This window comes from Paenibacillus phyllosphaerae, from assembly GCF_014192105.1.
In the GTDB taxonomy this organism is placed as follows: domain Bacteria; phylum Bacillota; class Bacilli; order Paenibacillales; family Paenibacillaceae; genus Paenibacillus_Z; species Paenibacillus_Z phyllosphaerae.
On record NZ_JACHXK010000027.1, the window covers coordinates 17705 to 36246 of the forward strand.

Below are 18542 nucleotides of genomic sequence, written 5' to 3' on the forward strand. Positions count from 1 at the left end.
TGCGTACGATCACAACGTTTGAGCATTCGTCTACGAGTGCGCCTGTTTCATTCTTCTGGCGATCGACCGGTACTCCTCCGGCGTCAGGCCGAATTCCTTTTTGAAGACGCGGTTGAAATATTTGACGTCGTGGTAGCCGAGCCGCTCCGCCACCTGATAGACCCGATCGTCGCTCTGCTCCAGTTCGTTCTTCGCCTTCATCAGGCGGATCTGGGTCAAATATTGGCTAAAATTGATGTTCAGTTTGTTCTTGAAATATTGGCTGAAGTAGCTCGGATTGAAGTGAAACACGGCCGCGACCGACTCCAGCGACAAATCCTGCATGTAGTGCTCGTCGATATAAGCGAGACAGTCCTGTATCACATTGTCTTTATGGCCTTTTCTCGCTTCGGCGAGCGCAGCCGTGATATCGCCAAGCCGTTCGGCCGCGAACTTGCGCAGACCCTCTAGGTTCGAGGGAACGAGCATACTTCCGATCTCGGCGATCATCTGCGCCCGCGTCTCCGGGCCGAGCAGCTCCGCCGACTCCGCGATCCGGCATAGCAGACGGATCATCCATTCCGCCAGATCCGACGGCCTAGGGTAAGGCTTCTTCGCGATATGACGGCCGACCACCGCCTCGACGGCTGAAGCCAGCCCGATTTCGCCAACCTCTTTATTAAGAGCGTCGGTCAGGATCGACTCGTCTCTCGAATCGACGGATATCGGATGGCTCTCTCTCATTGTCCCCGCTTCATATCGATAGACCGACCGCTCTTCCGCATAGAACCCTTCCTCGCATGCCGTGAGCGCTTCGCCGTACAAGACGGGAGCATCTGCTAGAATCTGGATGCTGCGGCTGCTTAGCCCCAGTCTCACCTCGGAGTCTGGGTGCAGGTTGCTGACAAAGCGAGCGATGGCTTCCAGATGCATATCGATTGGTTCCTGCTTCCAGATTACCACTATGATCCGGCGGTCATGATCCGGGGCAAAAACGAAGCTGCCTTCGTCTAAGCAACCGGCGTCTTCGATCAGCCATTGCTTCACGCGGGATCGCAGCAGCTCAGCTTCCCACTCTTTCCGATCAGCCGACTCATACCACTTGAGCACGAGCAGATGGCCTTCTTCTATCGCGGCGGTTAGTCCTTCCAGCTCGGCGTTCGCCTCTTGCGATTGCGGATTACCTCGTATCCAATCCGTCAAAATCCGATTCCGGTAGACAGGAACGACGGCTTCCAGCTTGGCTGCCATCTTCATCTGCTCCGCCAGACGCTCCCGCTCCTCGCCGAGACTTTTCTCCGCCCGCTCAAGCACGGTCATGAATTTATCGACATCGATCGGCTTGAGCACATATTCGAACGTGCCGAGCCCGATCGCCTTTTGTGCGTATTCGAAATAGTTATAGCCAGTCAGATAGATGATTCTGCGCGGCTCGGAACGCTCCGGCAGCTGCTCGATGAAATGCAGTCCGTCCATGATCGGCATTTGGATATCCGTTATGATGAGGTGGAAATGTTCCCGCTCGCACAAGGCAAGCGCTTCTAGGCCGTTCTTCGCCGTATGCAGCGAACAATCCGGCCGCAACCGACGGAGGAGCTTGGATAGGCCCATGAGATGTCCCGGCTCGTCATCCACTAATAAAATGGCGTACATCGCTTCCGCCCCCTTCTTTTGTCTATACTAATGATTGCGTTTTCATATGACAATGAGAGGTTTTGTAGGTTTTTGTCGGCGCAAACCGAGTCGTTTCACTACGGAATGCTGATCAGCCTGGCGGCTGCTCAAACCAATCCTGTCTCTACGGAATGCTGATCAGCCTGGCGGCTGCTCAAACCAATCCGTATCCCGAAAAGGGATGCCCGGTTGGACATCCCTTGATATTACGTTTTACTCGAGTATGAGCCTTGCGAGCGCGGCCAGATCGAGAATGTCGATGACGCCGTCGTCGTTCAGATCGGACTTGCGGATCTGTTCCCACTTCGGATTCGTTGACGCCGTGCCGTAGTAACCGGCTACGATACCCAGATCGCCGATCGTGATCTTATCATCGCCGCTGATATCGCCAGTACGCGGTTTAATGACTTGCGCCTTAAACCTTTGCAGCGCTTCGTTAAGCTCGGATGCGGCCTGCTCGACCTGTGCTTTCGTGGCGTTCGCATTGGCAGCGATGCTCTTCGCCTTGTCGATGGCTTGCTGTAGAGCCGCCTTCGCGCCAGCCGGATACTGGCCTGGCTTCGTGCCTTCCACTGCCGCATCATGCGCCTGTTGCGTTTCGGCGATCAAGGCGTTCAGCGCCGCTTTGTCGACGCCGTTGATCCGGACGCTCCATACGGCGGATGCCAGCTCCGTCTCCTTGCCGGTGCCGTCGGCTGCCACGATTGAAGTTGCCGATATATTCGCTAGGCCAGCCTCATCCGTATCTTTGGCCTTGAATTTCAGCTTCACGATAGGACCGCTGAAATCCGCCTCATCTTGAGGATCAACGTTCGCGAGCAATAGCCGCACTTCGCCCGGTTGGCTGGCGTCGCCGACGAGCTTCACGCGATCGCTCAGTTCTTCCCCGATGCCTTCGTAGGTCAATTTGTCGCTGTCATACGTGATCAAGGCGTCGAAAGCCTTCATGTCTGGAGTTACGCCGTTTAATCCGAAGGACACATCGAACGACGCGCTGCCCGCAACCTCTTCCGGACCGGTTATCGTTCCGCCCGACGGCTGTGCGGCTTCGCCTTCATAGAGCGTCTTGATCTCCGCTTCCGAGAGCGCGGCATTGTAGATCCGCAGATCGTCGAGCCCCGCGTTCAAGTGCGAATTCGAATACTCCGACATGCCGATTAGCTTGTTCTTCGCCGAAGTCGGCGTGATCGAGTTCGGCGTGCCATTGATCGTAATCGTCTGTTTCTCGCCGTTCTTATAGATCGCCCCTTCGTTCGTCTCCGAATCGAACGTCACCGCAATATGCGTCCATTCGTTCAGCGGGAGGAACTGATCCGGGCTTTCCTTCACGTAGAAGCCGTTGAAACCGTCGACGATCATATAGCTGGAGCTAAGGTCGGCGGGATTGGAGCCGTCGTAGGTAATATAGAAACCGTTGCCGTTCCACCCTTCCTTGAACCAGACGATGTTGCTGTTGCGCCCATCCATCGCCTCCGTCCGCTTGATCCAGTAAGAGACCGTGACGCTGCCCGGCTGCAGATCCGGACTTGTGCCGAGCTCGATGCCGTTATTCGTGCCGTTGAACTGAAGCGCTCCATCTTCATGGCCATCTGACAGCCACGTGGGTTCATCACCTTTGACGACGCCGTGAAGTCCGCTGCCTGACAAGTCGTGCACGTCGCTTCCTTCCGTCTCATCGAACGCGTATCTGGCGACCAGATGCGGAATCGAAGCAGGGGCTTCCTCTACCGTGATGGTTGCCTGTGCCTGGAGCGTAGTCCCTTTGAGGGTACCTGTTACCGTGAATTGACCCGCTGTCTGATAGTCTGCCGGATCGAGCGTCTCCCAATCGACGACCGCCGTACCTTCAGACCCGTTCTCATACTGGACGATGACCGTTCGCGGCAGCTTCGGCGCGATCCCGGCAATGGTCGATACGTTGATCTCTTGGACGCTGCGGATATCCCGCCCCTCGTATACCGCTTGAATCTGGCTTGCCGTCATCGCCCCGCGATACAGCCGGAGGTCATCAAGCTGCGCGTTCAGCTGGCCGCCGTTATTGTAGCCGGACACGCCGATCTTCTTCGCGTCTTCCGTCGCCGTAATCGAATCCGGCGCACCGACGTTCGACAGCTGCTGCGCTTCGCCGTTCCTGTAGATTGCCGCCGCATTCGATGCCGAGTCGAAGGTCACCGCGATATGCGTCCATTCATTCAGCGGGAGAAAATCGTTCGGGGACGCTTTCACGTAAAATCCGTTGAAGCCATCGATGACGACGAAGCTCGAATACGGGTTCGAAGCGTCCGCCCCGTTGTAGGTGATGTACATCCCGTTCTGGTTGTAGCCGCTGGTTGGCTTGAACCAGAGCAGGACGTTCTCCGCGCTTGCCATATCCGTCGTCCGTTTGATCCAATACGAGACGGTGACGCTGCCCGGCTGCAGATCGCCGCTCGTTCCGGCGTTCACGTAATTCCCGTTGGCACCCGCAAAGGACAGTGCCCCGCCTTGCTTGCCGCTCGTCTCCCGATTCAGCGTGCCGTTAATGATACCGTCATGGCCATGACCGGAGGCATCGGTCACGGTCGTGCCGTCCGCTTCATCGAAGTTATAGCGGAGGACCAATTCCGGTTGCTGCTCCGGCTCGGGCTCCGTTCCTTCCGTCACCGTCACGTTCGCGTGAACGACATAAGGCACGCCTGCGATTGTCCCGTTCACCCGGAACGTTCCCGGCTGATCATATTGGAACTGCCTCACGTCGTTCCAATCTACCTCAGCTTCTCCTTCGGTTCCGTCACTGTAGACAACCGGGAGTTTCTCAGGCAGAGCCGGCGCCGAATGTTCCGCCGTTACCACCTCTGCCGTACCGGCCGATGCGATGCCCGCCTTCGTCTTCAGCCTCAGTACGACGACTGAATTGCCTGCCAGCTCGTAATTGAAGCTGCTCGACACGCCTTCCAGCAGCTTAATGGCTGGCGCGACATGGAGCGGATCCGCGAACGAGTTCTGATCGCCGGGTTCATCCGCCGTCAGTTCGATCGCCGTTCCGAATGGCTCGATCTCGCCTGCGCCGCTCAGATCCAGTCGGACCGTCTGCGCATCCGGACCGCTGTTCACGAGCTTGGCGATCAGATCGCCGCTCTGCGCATCCTTGCTGACGACGGAGTATAACTGCTGCGCCGAAGCGCCCGTATCGCTGAAGGAATGCATCAGCTGGCCGTCAATATAGCACTTAACCGTTGCGCCATTAAGCTCGATCTTGATGTCGTACGTCTTGCCGGTCTCGACCCGGAACGTCGTATTGACCGCGCCGATCTCGGATTTGCCGCCGCCGACCGCCTTCTCCACGACGGTACGCGTATTGCCCCAGCCGCCGATATTCCACCAATAGTAATTGTCCGTGTCCTTGACGCCGAAGCCGACCAGCATCCCTTCGCCGCCGGACTTCTTCGTCGCTTTCATCGTCAACGTATAATTCGACCAGCTCGCATCTCCGGCGACCGTGCGGGCTGGCGTCGCATTGCCTGCCTGGCGCATGACGCCATCGGTCACCTGCCAGCTTCCCCCAGCCGTCGTCCAACTGCTGCCCGCGGCACTGAAATCGTCGCTGAAGAGCGTCTCGCCGTTGTTCGACTTCACCAGCACGTCGTCATAATCGACGGATGTGGCCCAAGTCGCCAGCATGATTTTGCCCGTCACCGGACGTGCTTGCTGCTCGGATTGCCGCGTAAGCTCGCTAGGCACGACCGTATCGCCGACATTCTCGCTGAACAGCTGTTGCACGTAGTAGCTCGGCGCGCCATAAGTGGTCTTGTTGTTGAACCAGATGAGATCCGGCGTCCATTGCACGTTGTTCTCCTTGGCGAACGTCGGCGCGTAGGAAGCGAAGCGGACGATATCGCCGTTGCGCTCAAGGCCCGTCATGAAGGCCGCCTCCGAGATCGCGCCTTGCATGCTGCTGATCCGCCCCTTGTCGCCCGACCCGATATGGGCCGCATATTCGCCGACGAAGACCGGCGGACCGCTGCGATCATAGCCGTCGTAGCGGTTCGTATTGTTCAGGAACCATGTCGGCGGCTGGTACATATGCTCGTCGACCACCTCTGCCTTGCCGGTCTCGCGTACCCAATCCCATGCCGTGTTGAATTCGTTGCCCGACGCGTAGGCGCCGGAAGACAACATCAGGTTGATTTCCGGGTACTTCGCCTTAATCGCATCGTAGAACAACTGGTAGCGGTCAAAATACGCCTGCGTCCAATGCTCGTTCCCCAGACTCACATACTTGAGGTTGAACGGTTCCGGATGCCCCGCAGCAGCTCGCTTCGCCCCCCATTCACTCGTCGCCGGTCCGTTCGCGTATTCGATTAGATCAAGCGCATCCTGAATATAAGGCTGCAGCTCATCGAGCGGTACGACGACGCCGGGAGCAAGGAATTGCTCGGCCATGCCGACGTTCAGAACCGGCAGCGGCTCCGCCCCGAGATCCTCGGACAGCTGAAAATATTCGAAGAAGCCGAGTCCGCCGGTTTGATAATAATACGGATCGTTGCCGCGCGCGGGATCCGACCAGAAGTTCTTGTTGATCGGGCGTTCGGCGACGTCCCCGATCGTATTCTTCCACCGGTAGAAGTTGTCGACGCTGCGCCCGCCGACGATCGAACCGCCCGGGAAGCGGATGAACTTCGGCTTCATGTCCGCCATCATCTGCACGAGATCGGGGCGTAATCCGCCGGGACGGCTCTTCCATGTCTTCTTGGGAAACAGGGACACCATATCCAGCTCAATCGTGCCGGTGCCTTTCGTCGTCACGACCAGTTTCGTGGAAGCCGCCGTCTCTTCCGCGGTCAACTCGGCGGTCAGCTTCTGCCATGACTCCGTGATCCCCTCTATTGTCGTCTGGCCGATTGTCTCGCCGTCGGCGTTCTGCAGCGCGATCGAGAGCGGCGCGTCAAAGGCGCCTTGGCTCCGGACGTAGACGGAGAAGTCGTAGCCTTCGCCCTTCTCGACGGCGATGCCGCCGAAACCGGTATTCGCGATGCCTACGCCTTGACCCGGCGTCTGCACGATCAGCCTTGCATAACGCAGATTGTTCTTGTTCAGCGGATTATCTGACTCCACCGTAAGTGTCCCGACTCCACCGCCAGTAGTCACCTTCGACCAGGCACGCAGCCGCTCGTCGAATTCGAACGACCGGTTCTGCACCAGCTCGGCGTACAAGCCTCCGTCGCCCGCATAGTTGATATCCTCGAGGAAAATCCCATTCAGATTCGGGCTGATCGCCGCTCCTGGCGCTGTCGCATCGATCGCGAGCTTGTAGTCGAATGGCTCCTCAGCCGCGGCAAGGACATTGCTGGAATCGGAATCGGAAGCCCAGCCGATATTAGCCGGCTGCAGCAAGGACAGCGAGAGCGCTGCCGCCGTGACGATCGACAAGGTTCGTTTACTGCGTCGTTTCATCATGTTCACCCTGCTTTCAATTCGATATGAGATGCAGGTATTTTCGCTTAAAAGATAGGGAAGGCAATCATGCCTTCCCCGGTCAGATGAGTCTATGAAATCGTATAAGAGCGTAACGTCTTAGCCGAGAATCAGTCGCGCGAGCGCCGCAAGGTCGAGAATATCGATGACGCCGTCGCCGTTGATGTCCGACTTCTTGATCTGTTCCCAATGCGGATCCGCGTTCGTCTTGCCGTAGGCAGCCGCCACGATGCCCAGATCGCCAACCGTTACTTTCTCGTCTCCGCTCACGTCGCCAGGACGCGGCTTGATGACGAGCGCCTTGAACGTCTGCAACGCTTCGTTCAGATCGGCAACGGCTTGCTCGACGACAGCTTGCGATGCGCCGGTAGTCGCCGCAATCGCCTTCGATTGATCGATCGCCGCCTGCAAGGCCGCTTTGGCCCCTGCCGGATACTGGCCGGCTTTCGTGCCTTCGACCGCAGCGTCATGCACCTGCTGCGCTTCCGCGATCAGCGCCAGGAGCGAAGCTTTGTTCACGCCGTTGACGCGTACATCGTACACGGCTGCCGCAAGTTGCGTCTCCGCGCCTTCCGCATTCGCCGTCACGATCTGCGAAGCCGAGATATTGGCAACGCCGAGCGACTCGCTATCCTTCGCTTGGAACGTCAGCTTCAAGAGGCCGCCGTTCACATTCGCATCTGCGCCGGCGATGTTCGCCAGAATGAGCCGGACTTCGCCTTCGCCGTCTTCTTCGCCTACGAGCTTGAAGTTTTCATTGAGCAGCTCCTCATCTACGCCCACATAAGACAGCTTGTCGCTGTCGTATGAGAACGTGATATCTTGGGCCAATACGCTGTGATCCACGTCGCTCAGTCCGAAAGTAACATCGAACGTCTCCCCTGAGGACACTTCATCCGGACCGGTGAGCGTACCGCGCGGCAGTTCGGATGCTTCCGCAACCGTTACCGTAGCCACAGCCTTGAGCGACGTTCCGACTACCGTTCCATTCACCGTAAACGTGCCAGGCTGAGCATATTGCGATGACGCTATCGCTTCCCAGACTACCGAAGCCGTTCCTTCCGATGCGTCCGGATAGACGACGGTAACTTGTTCCGGCAGGACAGGGGCGATTCCCGCCGATGTCGCGACATCGACCGGTTTGATGCTCGAGATGGCGCCTGCCGCTACGGTCACATAGGCTTTGACCTTCGTAGTCGTCGCCGCGATCGTTCCTTCCACGATGAAATTGCCTGCTTTATTGATCAGCGCAGGATCGATAGCATCCCACGTGATGGCATTGCTCACGTTATCCCATGAACCGTCGTTGTAGAGCACATCCGCGAAGCCCGGCAGGACAGGCATCGCGCCCACTTGGGTCGTGACGTTCACGTCGGTAATATTCGTCACTTGCACCGCATCGGTGACGCGTACATACACGGTCGCTTCGGCCGCAATCGGCGAACCGTTCACAAGGCCGGTCACTTGGAACGAGGAGCCCGGATTCTGTAGCTGCTCGTCAGGAATCGGGAACCAGTTCACCGCGCTATTCAGTACGCTGCCGTCGGCATACGTCAGCTCGACCTTCGCCGGCAGCTTCGGCTGCACGCCGACCAGCGTTGGCACTTTCGACTGCTGGACGCTCACCGGCGCAATGGCGAATACCTTCCATTCCAGCATGCCGGTCGAAGCGCCGTTGCTCACCATCTGAATGCGCAGCTTCGTCGTGGTCACAGGCTTGAATTCGACCGTGTTGTATCCATTCTTCGTCAGACCATATTCGGATGGATTCTCCACGTTCACAAGCTCGGTGCCGTTCCAATATTGCAAGCTCCATGATTTCGGCACTTTCACGCCGCCGTTGTCGTCGAACCATTGCACGGAAGATTTGCCGATCTTCACCGGCTCGCTCCACGTATATTCGACCCACTGCGTGCCTTGCTGGCTCCAGTTGCCATACCTAGGAATCCCGCCTGCCGCCGTGCCGTTCGCCGGGTTGGAATTCGGCCAGTCGAGTCCGTCATTGACCGCGCCGAGCACTTCCCAGCTGGAGACGAACGAAGTCGTCGGCACGCCGGATGTCGCCACGTTCACTTCCGATGGCAGCGGATCGACGGTAACGTCCAGCTGCGCGCTTCCCGTCAGCTCGCCGTCCGTCGCTTCGAACTTCAGCTTATATTGGCCCGCAGCGGTGAACGTTGCGGTCGTATTCGACGCATGCGCATCCGTGAATGCCACGTTGCCGGGACCATCGACAAGGCTCCATGTCACGTCTACGGTGCCATTCGGCAAGCCGTCATCCGTTGCGCTGCCGAGCAGCTTCGCTTGCAGCGGAAGTTTCGGTCCGCCGTCGATCTGCGCCGTGACCTCCGGCTTCTCGTTGACCGGTACCGGCGGCACGATGCCGGTGCTGTACACTTGAACTTCTTTGAGGCCGGTTTTGTTCGCGCCTTTATGCGTAACGGTGACCCGCATTTTGCTTGCCGTAACTTCCGGGAATTGGACCTCGTTCAAGTTCGCCTGCGGTATCGTCGGCGTCTTGAACTGCTTCTCCACATTCACCCAGCCGCTGCCGTCGTACACCTCGATTCGGTACATCGAAGGTTCGCTGTAACCGCCGGACGCCGAACGGTCATTGAAGAAGTACAGTTTCACGTCATCGAACGTCGTCGGCTTGCCGAAGTCGATCTCATAGGAGTCGCTCGCGTTCGGCGATCCCTTCGTGCCCCAGATTGGAGGGGTAAAAGCAGCCTCGCGCGGTTTCGATGTGCCCGAGATCGTGAAGCCGTCCACTGCATCGGACTTATCCGTACCGGATGCCGTGAACGAAGCGCTCGTCTGGACGCCGTTCTCGCGGGCAAGGTTCGCAAGGCCGGCTGTCTCCGTCTTCAGATCTACGCCTGCCTTCTGGAACATATCGACGATGCGCGTCTCCGTCAGTTGCACATCCTTCGCTTCTTTAAGATCCGACATCGTTTGTTCGTACAACGCCGTACCTTCGCCGCTTGGGAACGTGACTTTGCCCGTTGCCGGGTCCCACTCGAGCGGTACCAGCTTATCGGCCGTGAACGCGCGCTCCCCGTCGATAAAGACCGAGTAACCCTCTGGCGCGTCGCCATAATGGGCCGTGCCATCGCCCGGTTTATCCCACACGATCGTCAGGTCCTGATCATGATAGTTCACGTTGTTGACCGTAAAATGATCCCAGCCGATGTCGATCGGCGACAGCTCGATCTTGTCGTCCAGACGCGGACGAAGACCCGCTACATCCTCGATGAGCGTATAGTTGTAGTTGCCGAGGATATTGTGATGGATCCACGAGCGGTACTCGATCTTCTTCGTTGCCGGATTCCAGTTCGCCCAGAATTCGTTCGCATCCGGATAACGCGTGTCACCGTCGTAATATTGCGCCCATGCGACCCAGTACAGAAGCTGCTTATACATCTCAGGCGTAATATACTCCGACGGATAGTCGCGCAGCGCTTTGGCGAACAAGCGGAACGTGACGGTCGAGTTGATCGTCGAGAAGTTGTTCGAGCCCGGCTCGCCGGCTGCGGCCGCCGCAGCCTTATCCTTCTGGTTCGCCGTGAAGAACGGGAAGATCGGATATTCCTGGTCGTCCTGCCACAGGCGCAACGCTTCCTTGTATTTGTCCTCGTTCGGCACGACGCCCGCGGTGAACGGATAATAGTTGTTGATTTCCTTCCAAGGGTTCAGCGCGTCCGTTCCGATATGGCGGTGCTTGAACACCTGGTCCGCGTCGTCCCACAGCTGCGTCAGAATGCCTTCTTGGATATCAGAAGCCGTGGCATTCAATTCGGCGCTCTTCCCGGTGTTACCGATAAAATCGTACATTTCGGCTGCCGCCTTGGCGCCGGCGTAGACATAAGCGCCTTCCGCCCGCTCCTGGTTGCCTGATCGCCAGTGGAATGATACGGCGTCTGCATCATTGCCGGTCAACGCGCCCCAGTCGTAGGCGATGACGCCGTTGTTGTTTTGGTCAAAACGGAACAGTTGTCCGTCCACGTCCTTCTCTGCATAATGCGCGAGGTTGCCGATAATCGCCGGCTGACCGCCATGCACCTTGTAGCTGCCCCAGGCCGCTTCGGACAAATATTGCGTGTAGTAGTTGTTCCAGTTGTCCGGCATGCCCGGATTGTCGGTGAACGCGCCCTCGTTCGACGTCTCGCCGACGGATACCCAGTCGCCGTAGGCATACATCGGATTGCGGAAATACTGCAAATCCTGAATATGCATCGGCTGCGTCAGCACGATCGCATTGTTGTAGCCAAGCACGCCTTCGATCGAGGTCGGGAACTGGAAGTCGTTGCCCGGAATGTTGGCGTCGAGGTAGTTGAACCGGTTCAGCCACCAGCGGTAATAAGCGATCTTCTTGATGTTCTCGTCAGGGACGTCGATGTACGGCACATTGTCCGCCCACCACTTGTTGTATTCCTGCGTTTGTTTTGCAAACGCTTCCGAATTGGTGTATGCCGTAAACCGTTCATAGTCTTCGGCCGACTGCGGGATTTCCTTCGCCGTGAAGCCCATGACGACATTCGCGTCCACAGCTTCGCCCGCTCCGATCGTCAGCGTCCGGGTCAGCTTCAGACCGTCCGGCGCAAGCCCAATGCCGCCGATGCGCGTATAGAGCTTCGTCAGATTGCGGGGCGAATTGATGACGCCGGTGAGCTCGTTGCCTTCGGCTCCTGTTACATAGGACGGCGTCACGGTCATCGTCACCGTTTTCGGCTGATCGCTTGTGTTCGTAATCGACAGCAGCGTGACGGCCGCATTGTTGTCGGTAATAAACTTCTGCTGGGCAACGCGAAGTCCGCCGCCGTTATGTTCGCTCCGCCAATGGCTCGGCATCTGGACGCGCTTCGCGACATCCTCGGTCAGGTTGCCTGAGGAGAAACTGACCGTATACGCGCTGCCGCCCAGTACATCCTGATAGGCTGTGCGGCCTGCGAAACCGAGCGTACCCGGCGTGTGCTCCTTCATGTACAGCGCTCTGCCCCTGGTCATCAAGTCGACGCCGCGCGCTTCGCGGGCCGGGTCGTTGCCGGGACGAGCCAGCAGGCGGTCCATCCAGAAATCGGTGCCGTCCTTCTCGGCCTCGTACATCGCTTGCATCATGCTGCGGCCCGGATCGTATGCGGCCGGTTCGGCAGGAATGACGTTTCCTGAGCTTATAAACACCGGCATGCCCGGATTATTGGCCGCCGAAGCGTAGATCGGCAAACTTCCAAGCGCGATGACCGATGCGATAACCGTTGAGACCGTTCGTTTGGCGCTTTTTCCCTTCTTGCGTTGTGATGCGGATGACATGCAGGCAACCTCCCCAGTTTTTATCCGTTCATTGGACAATCGGTTAGCCGATAAAGCGATCATCACCTCCGCGTGGCGGATTTATCGCATTGGCGCGAAGCGATCTGCAGCCCGCGCCAAGTGTGCGCAACGTTAGTAAGACTGCGCTAGGTGCGGCCGAACTCGGCTACCCCTTCACGCCCGTCATGGCGATGCCTTCAATGAAATGCCGCTGCGCGATCAGGAAGATGACGAGCGACGGGATGACGATGACCGCCGTTGCGGCCATCATGAGATGCCACTGCGCGGAGTAGGAGCCTTGGAATAACGTCAGTCCTTGCATGAGCGTGTAATTCTCCTCCGAGGTAATGAAGGCCAGCGGTCCGAGATAGTCGTTCCAGTTGGCCAAGAAAGTAAGCAGTCCGACGACGATCATCGCCTGCTTGGCGATCGGGATAATAATCTGCCAATAAATCCGGAAGTGGCCGGCGCCATCCACCTTGGCCGCTTCGTCCAAGTCGCGCGGGATGCCAAAGAAGAACTGGCGCAGCAGGAATATATTGAACACGCCGCCGCCGAACCATGCCGGCGCGATCAACGGTACGAACGTATCGGTCAGATGCAGCGTTTTCCAGAAGACGAACTGCGGAATCATCACGACGAAGAACGGAATCATGAGGCCGGTGAGGATGAAGCCGAATATTTTATCCCGGCCCGGCCAGTCGATGCGGGAGAAGCTGTAGGCGCATAAGGAGCTGGAGAGCAGGACGCCGACGATCGCCGATACGGTGATGATCGTGCTGTTCAAGAAGAACCGGCCGAACGGATACGCCTCGAGCGCGGTCTTGTAATTATCCAGCTGCAGGTTGCTCGGCAGCAGCTTCGGCGGCATCTGGTACAGATCGCCCATATTGATCATCGACGTGCGCAGCATCCAATAGATCGGGAACAGGCAGAAGATGCTGCCTGCCACGAGCAAGGCGTACACGGCGATTTTTTTCCCTAACGATAACGTTCTCATTTCTTCGAATTCCCCCCTTCGTAATAGACGAACGACCGGGAGAAGATGAAGATGACGGCTGTGAACAAGGCGATGATGACGAACAGCAGCATGGAGATCGCGCTCGCGCTGCCCATGCGGGAGAACTTGAACCCTTCATTGAAGAGGAACAGCACGTACATGAGGCTGGCATTGTTCGGTCCGCCCTGCGTCATAACCGCCGGCTGTACGAACGTCTGGAAACCGTTAATGAAAGCGATGACGGTGTTGAAGAAAATGATCGGCGAGCTCATGGGGATCGTAACGTAGATCAGCTTGTGCCATGCGTTGCCGCCGTCGATCTCGATCGCCTCATAGAGATGGGCCGGGATGCCTTGCAGTCCCGCGAGGAAAATGACGATCGTATTGCCGAGCGTCCAGAAGCTGAACAAGATGAGGGTCGGAATGACCGAGGACGTATCGCCGAGCCATCTGGATTCCGGCAGTCCGACCGAATCCAGCGCATAGTTGACGATGCCGAAATCCGGCTGCAGCAGCCACAGCCATACCATCGACGAGGCAGCCAGCGGGATGATGACCGGCAAATAGAAGATACCGCGGAAGATCGCCCGTCCGGCAATCTTCTGATTCAGCAGGATTGCGGCGAAGAACGAAAGTATAATGCCGAGCGGCACGCTCAAGCCGACATAGTAGATCGTCGCTTTGACCGCCGGGAAGAAGAAGGGATCGCCGCCGTTGAACAAGCGGGTGTAGTTATCGAAGCCGATCCATTCCGCGGAGGAGCCGACATTGTACGACGTGAAGCTTAGGTACAGCGTGGCGGCAATCGGAATGACGACGAAGATGAGGTAGCCGAGCAGTACCGGCGAGGCGAACAATATCCCCCAGCCGAGATCCTTCGGTGGCCGCTTACGCTTGCCTGCCCGACCGCGCGCCACCGTGCGCTCCTGGTAAGTAGCCATCGTTTTCATAAGGCATGACTCCAACTCTTATTGGATTGGAGGGAACCGCCTGGGCTGCAGTCTTCCTGCGCCGCTGGCGCTTGCGGTTCCCTCATTGCGAACAGCGGTTGCAAGCTTCGCTTACGGCGTTACGTCATAGCGTCCTTGAATCTCCGGCTGTACCTTCGCTTCGATATCCTTCATCGCCTGCTCAGCCGTTTTCTTGCCCAGCCATACTTCATCCATGCCGGAGAACGTGATCGCGTTGATCTTGGAGAAGTTCTTGATATAGTAGGAACCGTTCGGCACGCCGTTGTTCAGCAAGTTGTTCATCATGGCGTCCTTGAAGCCCGACGGGTGAGCCGGATTGTTCTCTGCCCACTTGGCCACGAGCTCAGGATCGGTGTACCACTTCGTCATCGTCGGCATCCACAGCCCGTCGCGGTACAGATCGATCGACCCTTCCGGATTCTCGAGGAACTTCGTCAAGAGCCATGCTTCTTCCAAATGCTTCGTCGACTTGTAGATGACGGAGGCACCGCTGATACCCATCGGCACGCTGCGCTTCATCTTCGGCAGGACGCCGATATCGTAGTTCACTTTGGCTGCGCCGAGATCGAGGTTAATCCATTGGCCGTGCATCGACATCGCGACCAGCTTCGATTGCAGCGCGACCGCTTGGGATGGGATCGACTTCATCTGAACAGGCGACGGTGCCACATGGTGCACGTTGATCAGGTCGGCCAGGCGCTGGATCGCTTCCGTCGCTTCCGGCTGACTGAAGCCGAATTTGCCGTCCTTCGTAATCCATTCGCCTTCGTTGTTGATGACCGTCGCATGGATCGGGCCGTGCCACGTTTCAAACGATACGCCGAATTGGCGGATTTTGTCCGGATTGAAGTCCGGCTCCGTGGCGTTGTTGCCGTTCTGGTCGATCGTCAGCTTCTTGGCGACTTCGACGAATTCGTCCCACGTCCAGGCTTCGCCCGGTTTCGCCGGCGGATAGGACAGCTGCGCCTCGTCGAACAGATCCTTATTGTAGAACAAGCCGAACGTCTCTCCCGCCGTGCTGATGCCATAAGCGAAATCTTCCGACGATTTGAACCAGATGTAGTCGAGAAAATCTTCCCGCTTCAGCTCGTCATCGTTGTCGAGCAGCTCGAACATGTTGACGAACTTGTCTTCCTTCTGCCATGGGTCGGCCAGCTCGCCGTGCATGTATCCAAGGTCAGGCGACTCGTTGCCCGCGACCATCGCCGTAATCTTCGCGTCGTAATCGGCTTCCGGGATGTGGATCGCGTCGACGGTAATCCACGGATATTTCTCGGTGAACTTCTTCGTCGCCTGTTCGATCGCCGTCTTCTCTTGCGGGCTGCCCCAGAACGTGAATTTCAGCGTGACCGGCTCTTGATCTTGGGCTGCGTTGCCATTGCCTTCCGTCTGCGATTGACCGTTCGTGGAGGATGCGTTGCCTTCCTTGTTATCCGTGGTTGCTGCGCCGTTGTTGTTCGAACCTGCGCAGCCGGCCAGAAACGTGGACAAAAGCATGACTGCAGCGACTGCTTGAATGGCTTTGCGACTTCTCATCATAACGTACCTCCCCTTTATCAAAAAGCGCTTAAGCGGCGTATCCTTTTCCCACTTCTAATACTAATGATTGCGTTTTCACTTGAACATTCTAAAATCTTTATAATCGTGGATTAAATCTAGAAGATCCCATTCGCAGCGCAAAAAAAGACCGCCCTCAACCATTCATGGATGATTGAGGGCGGCACTCGAACTCATAGGAACTTCTCATTAACGAACTCGAAACGTAATCGGAGGCGGGCTAAATGACCTCTCTGCGCTTACGTAAATAGAAATACAGAATAATGCCGCTTATCGCGCATAACGTTGCGCACAACCCGATAAATCCATACCCGGCTTGAAGTCCGCGGACGAGCCCTTCAGACGATTCTTCGCCGGCCCTATTCTTGGTCCAGTCGATAATGCCGCCGATCAGGTAATTGCCGATGACGCTGCCGAGTCCCATCATCGTCACGGTGAACGTAATCGCCGCGTCGCTGCCGGTCGGATACCGCTTGGCAATGAACGCCATGACCGTCGGGTAGATAATGGCGATGCCTATGCCGGATGCGGCAAACAGGAAGGCGAGCGGTTCGCCGCCCGCAATGGCGGCAAAGGTACAGAGCGCCGACAAGCCTGAGAAGATAATGAGCGACAGCGTGAACCCGATGCGATCGGTTATCGGCCCCAATAGAATCCGCGCAAGCGCGAAGCATAAGAAGAAGGCAGACAACATCCCCGAGGCGGTGACGGTATCCCAGTCATAGGCTTTCTCCAGGAAGTTAACCAGCCACCCGCCTACAGCGAGCTCCGAAGTGACGCCGAACGATAAGATGAGCACCATGAACCAAATCACCGGGTCTCTCAGCAATTGCCTCATCGGAACCCGTTCCTCCTGCTTGATGTCATCCCCCGGAAACTTGCTTAACGCGGCAAAAACAATCGGGATCACGGACAACAGAAGCATCGCCAAATACATGCCGCGCCAGTCTAGCGTATAATCGTTGATCGTGACTTTCATCAGCCCTGTCGCAATAAGCGGCGCGACCGTCGAACTTAAGCCATAGAAGCCATGGGACAAGTTCATCATCGTGCCGGTGTTGCGTACGAAGATGCGGGCGCCTAGCACGGCAAGGGCAATCTCCAGCATGCCGTTCCCGATGTACATGAGAAAATAGGAAGCGGAGAACATAGCATAATAGTTGGATACGAAGATGAGTATGCCGGAAGCGGCCATCAGGCCGAAAGCGATAATCGTGACCCGCTTGATGCCCCAGATTCGCGTTAACACGGCCGTGAAGGAGCAGGCAATCAAGTAACCAAGGGCATTCAATGATAATAACGTGCCGAGCTGACCTTCACTGAGCGCAAAATCATACTGAATGCGCGGAATGGCCGGACCTTTGATGTTCTCCGAGAATCCGAAGATGATAAAACCGATGAAAATGGTCGCCAATTGCATGGCATAAATCTTGTTGAATTTGGCTTTGGCCTTCTCCACGCTTCATTTCCCCCTGTATTGATATCGGTTATCGTCGCTCCGTAATTTGCAAGCGATAGGTTAAACTTTCTAATGTGGACGCAGCCATGCCCTGCATATATTCCTGATGCGTATCCTTCTGAATATGCAGTTCCGGCATATGTTCGGTTGGAATGTCCTTGAGACAGCCCGCAACCAGATCTTCAAGTTGAACGCCACGCGGCAGCTCGCCTGTAAGGACGATCGCAATCGGATTCAATATCGCAATGATCGAGGTCAAGATCCGAACCGCAATCCGTACAAAACCTTCCTCGGTCAGCAGCTGATCCAACTGCTCTTCGCGTGTCATGCCCAAAGGTAAAAAGGACACCTCGCCGCCGAATTTCGTATTGCCGGTTAAGATTCGCCCGTCAACGATTAAGCCTGCCCCGGGAAAATGGTTCTTCGGAAACGTGACGACGGCGAACGTTTTCTCTTCTTCGAAGTTCTGTAAATGGTAGAAACCGTACACCGTCATGTTCATATCGTTCTCAAGGACAGTCGTTACTTCATACTTGTCTTCTATATAGGGACCTAACGGCTGGCCTGCCAGATCCGGAACGTCACACACCCCGATGATCCCGCGACGGACGACCCCCGGTATGCCAATGCCGATCGCGATAGCATGCGCATGCTCGCTCAACAGTCGGCCGATTAAGCTGTCGACCGCTTCGACATCGATATGCTGCAGCTGCAGTTCAGCCTCTTGAAGCGTTTCGCCGACCAGGTTCACGACGCGGTAGCAGATCGAGTGGTTCCCTCCCTCCGTCTTGACAAGCAGACAGATGGCGCAGCCAAAATCGACGTTGTACTTATATTTCTTGGCCGGTCGGCCCCCGTTCGGTTCATCCGGTTCCAGCTCGATCGCCTCGCCTGCCGCGACCAAATCGTTCAAGATGCTCCCGCATGTGGCGACGCTCAGCTTCGTTAGATTGGCGATGGAGGCTTTGGTGCTGACGCCCTGCACTTTCAACGCGTTCTTGATGAGTTCCACATTCATTTTCTTGACTTGAATCGTATTATGGGTGACAGGTGGCATACATGCTCAACCCCTTATTTAGATACTTTTTATAACTATTTTAATAAGTGGAGTATACCGTTCCCCGGATGTGAAGTCAAT

General features: G+C 56.8%; 8 protein-coding genes. All 8 read right to left on the bottom strand.

All coding sequences use genetic code 11. From position 1 onward, the window contains the following. Positions 1 to 30: 30 nt before the first annotated feature. Positions 31 to 1632, bottom strand: coding sequence for a response regulator transcription factor (locus FHS18_RS30675; RefSeq protein WP_183604220.1), 1602 nt, complete (start codon positions 1630 to 1632; stop codon positions 31 to 33). A gap of 234 nt (positions 1633 to 1866) precedes the next feature. Next, on the bottom strand, positions 1867 to 7089 hold the full coding sequence (locus FHS18_RS30680; RefSeq protein WP_183604221.1) for a LamG-like jellyroll fold domain-containing protein: 5223 nt from the start codon (positions 7087 to 7089) through the stop codon (positions 1867 to 1869). 117 nt (positions 7090 to 7206) lie between these two features. Continuing rightward, positions 7207 to 12417, bottom strand: a complete 5211-nt coding sequence (locus FHS18_RS30685; RefSeq protein WP_183604222.1) for an Ig-like domain-containing protein — start codon at positions 12415 to 12417, stop codon at positions 7207 to 7209. 166 nt (positions 12418 to 12583) lie between these two features. Beyond that, positions 12584 to 13417, bottom strand: a complete 834-nt coding sequence (locus FHS18_RS30690) for a carbohydrate ABC transporter permease (protein WP_183604223.1) — start codon at positions 13415 to 13417, stop codon at positions 12584 to 12586. After that, a complete protein-coding gene (locus FHS18_RS30695) occupies positions 13414 to 14367 on the bottom strand; it encodes a carbohydrate ABC transporter permease (protein WP_183604224.1) in 954 nt (317 codons plus the stop codon). Before FHS18_RS30695 ends, FHS18_RS30690 begins: the two co-directional genes overlap by 4 nt. A gap of 111 nt (positions 14368 to 14478) precedes the next feature. Beyond that, positions 14479 to 15927: an ABC transporter substrate-binding protein gene (locus FHS18_RS30700; RefSeq protein ID WP_183604225.1), complete on the bottom strand. Its 1449-nt coding sequence runs from the start codon at positions 15925 to 15927 to the stop codon at positions 14479 to 14481. Between the two features lie 238 nt (positions 15928 to 16165). Continuing rightward, complete coding sequence (locus tag FHS18_RS30705) at positions 16166 to 17365, bottom strand: MFS transporter (RefSeq protein ID WP_183604256.1); 1200 nt, start codon at positions 17363 to 17365, stop codon at positions 16166 to 16168. A gap of 67 nt (positions 17366 to 17432) precedes the next feature. Continuing rightward, entirely contained in the window at positions 17433 to 18461 is a 1029-nt protein-coding gene (locus tag FHS18_RS30710; RefSeq protein ID WP_183604226.1) for an ROK family protein, read from the bottom strand. Between the last annotated feature and the right edge of the window lie 81 nt (positions 18462 to 18542).

Bases quoted from the DNA above. Each gene is read 5' to 3' on its own strand.
- FHS18_RS30690 (WP_183604223.1), bottom strand. From the start codon at position 13,417: ATGAGAACGTTATCGTTAGGGAAAAAAATCGCCGTGTACGCCTTGCTC.
- FHS18_RS30685 (WP_183604222.1), bottom strand. From the start codon at position 12,417: ATGTCATCCGCATCACAACGCAAGAAGGGAAAAAGCGCCAAACGAACG.
- FHS18_RS30680 (WP_183604221.1), bottom strand. From the start codon at position 7,089: ATGATGAAACGACGCAGTAAACGAACCTTGTCGATCGTCACGGCGGCA.
- FHS18_RS30675 (WP_183604220.1), bottom strand. From the start codon at position 1,632: ATGTACGCCATTTTATTAGTGGATGACGAGCCGGGACATCTCATGGGC.
- FHS18_RS30700 (WP_183604225.1), bottom strand. From the start codon at position 15,927: ATGATGAGAAGTCGCAAAGCCATTCAAGCAGTCGCTGCAGTCATGCTT.
- FHS18_RS30710 (WP_183604226.1), bottom strand. From the start codon at position 18,461: ATGCCACCTGTCACCCATAATACGATTCAAGTCAAGAAAATGAATGTG.
- FHS18_RS30705 (WP_183604256.1), bottom strand. From the start codon at position 17,365: ATGCAATTGGCGACCATTTTCATCGGTTTTATCATCTTCGGATTCTCG.
- FHS18_RS30695 (WP_183604224.1), bottom strand. From the start codon at position 14,367: ATGAAAACGATGGCTACTTACCAGGAGCGCACGGTGGCGCGCGGTCGG.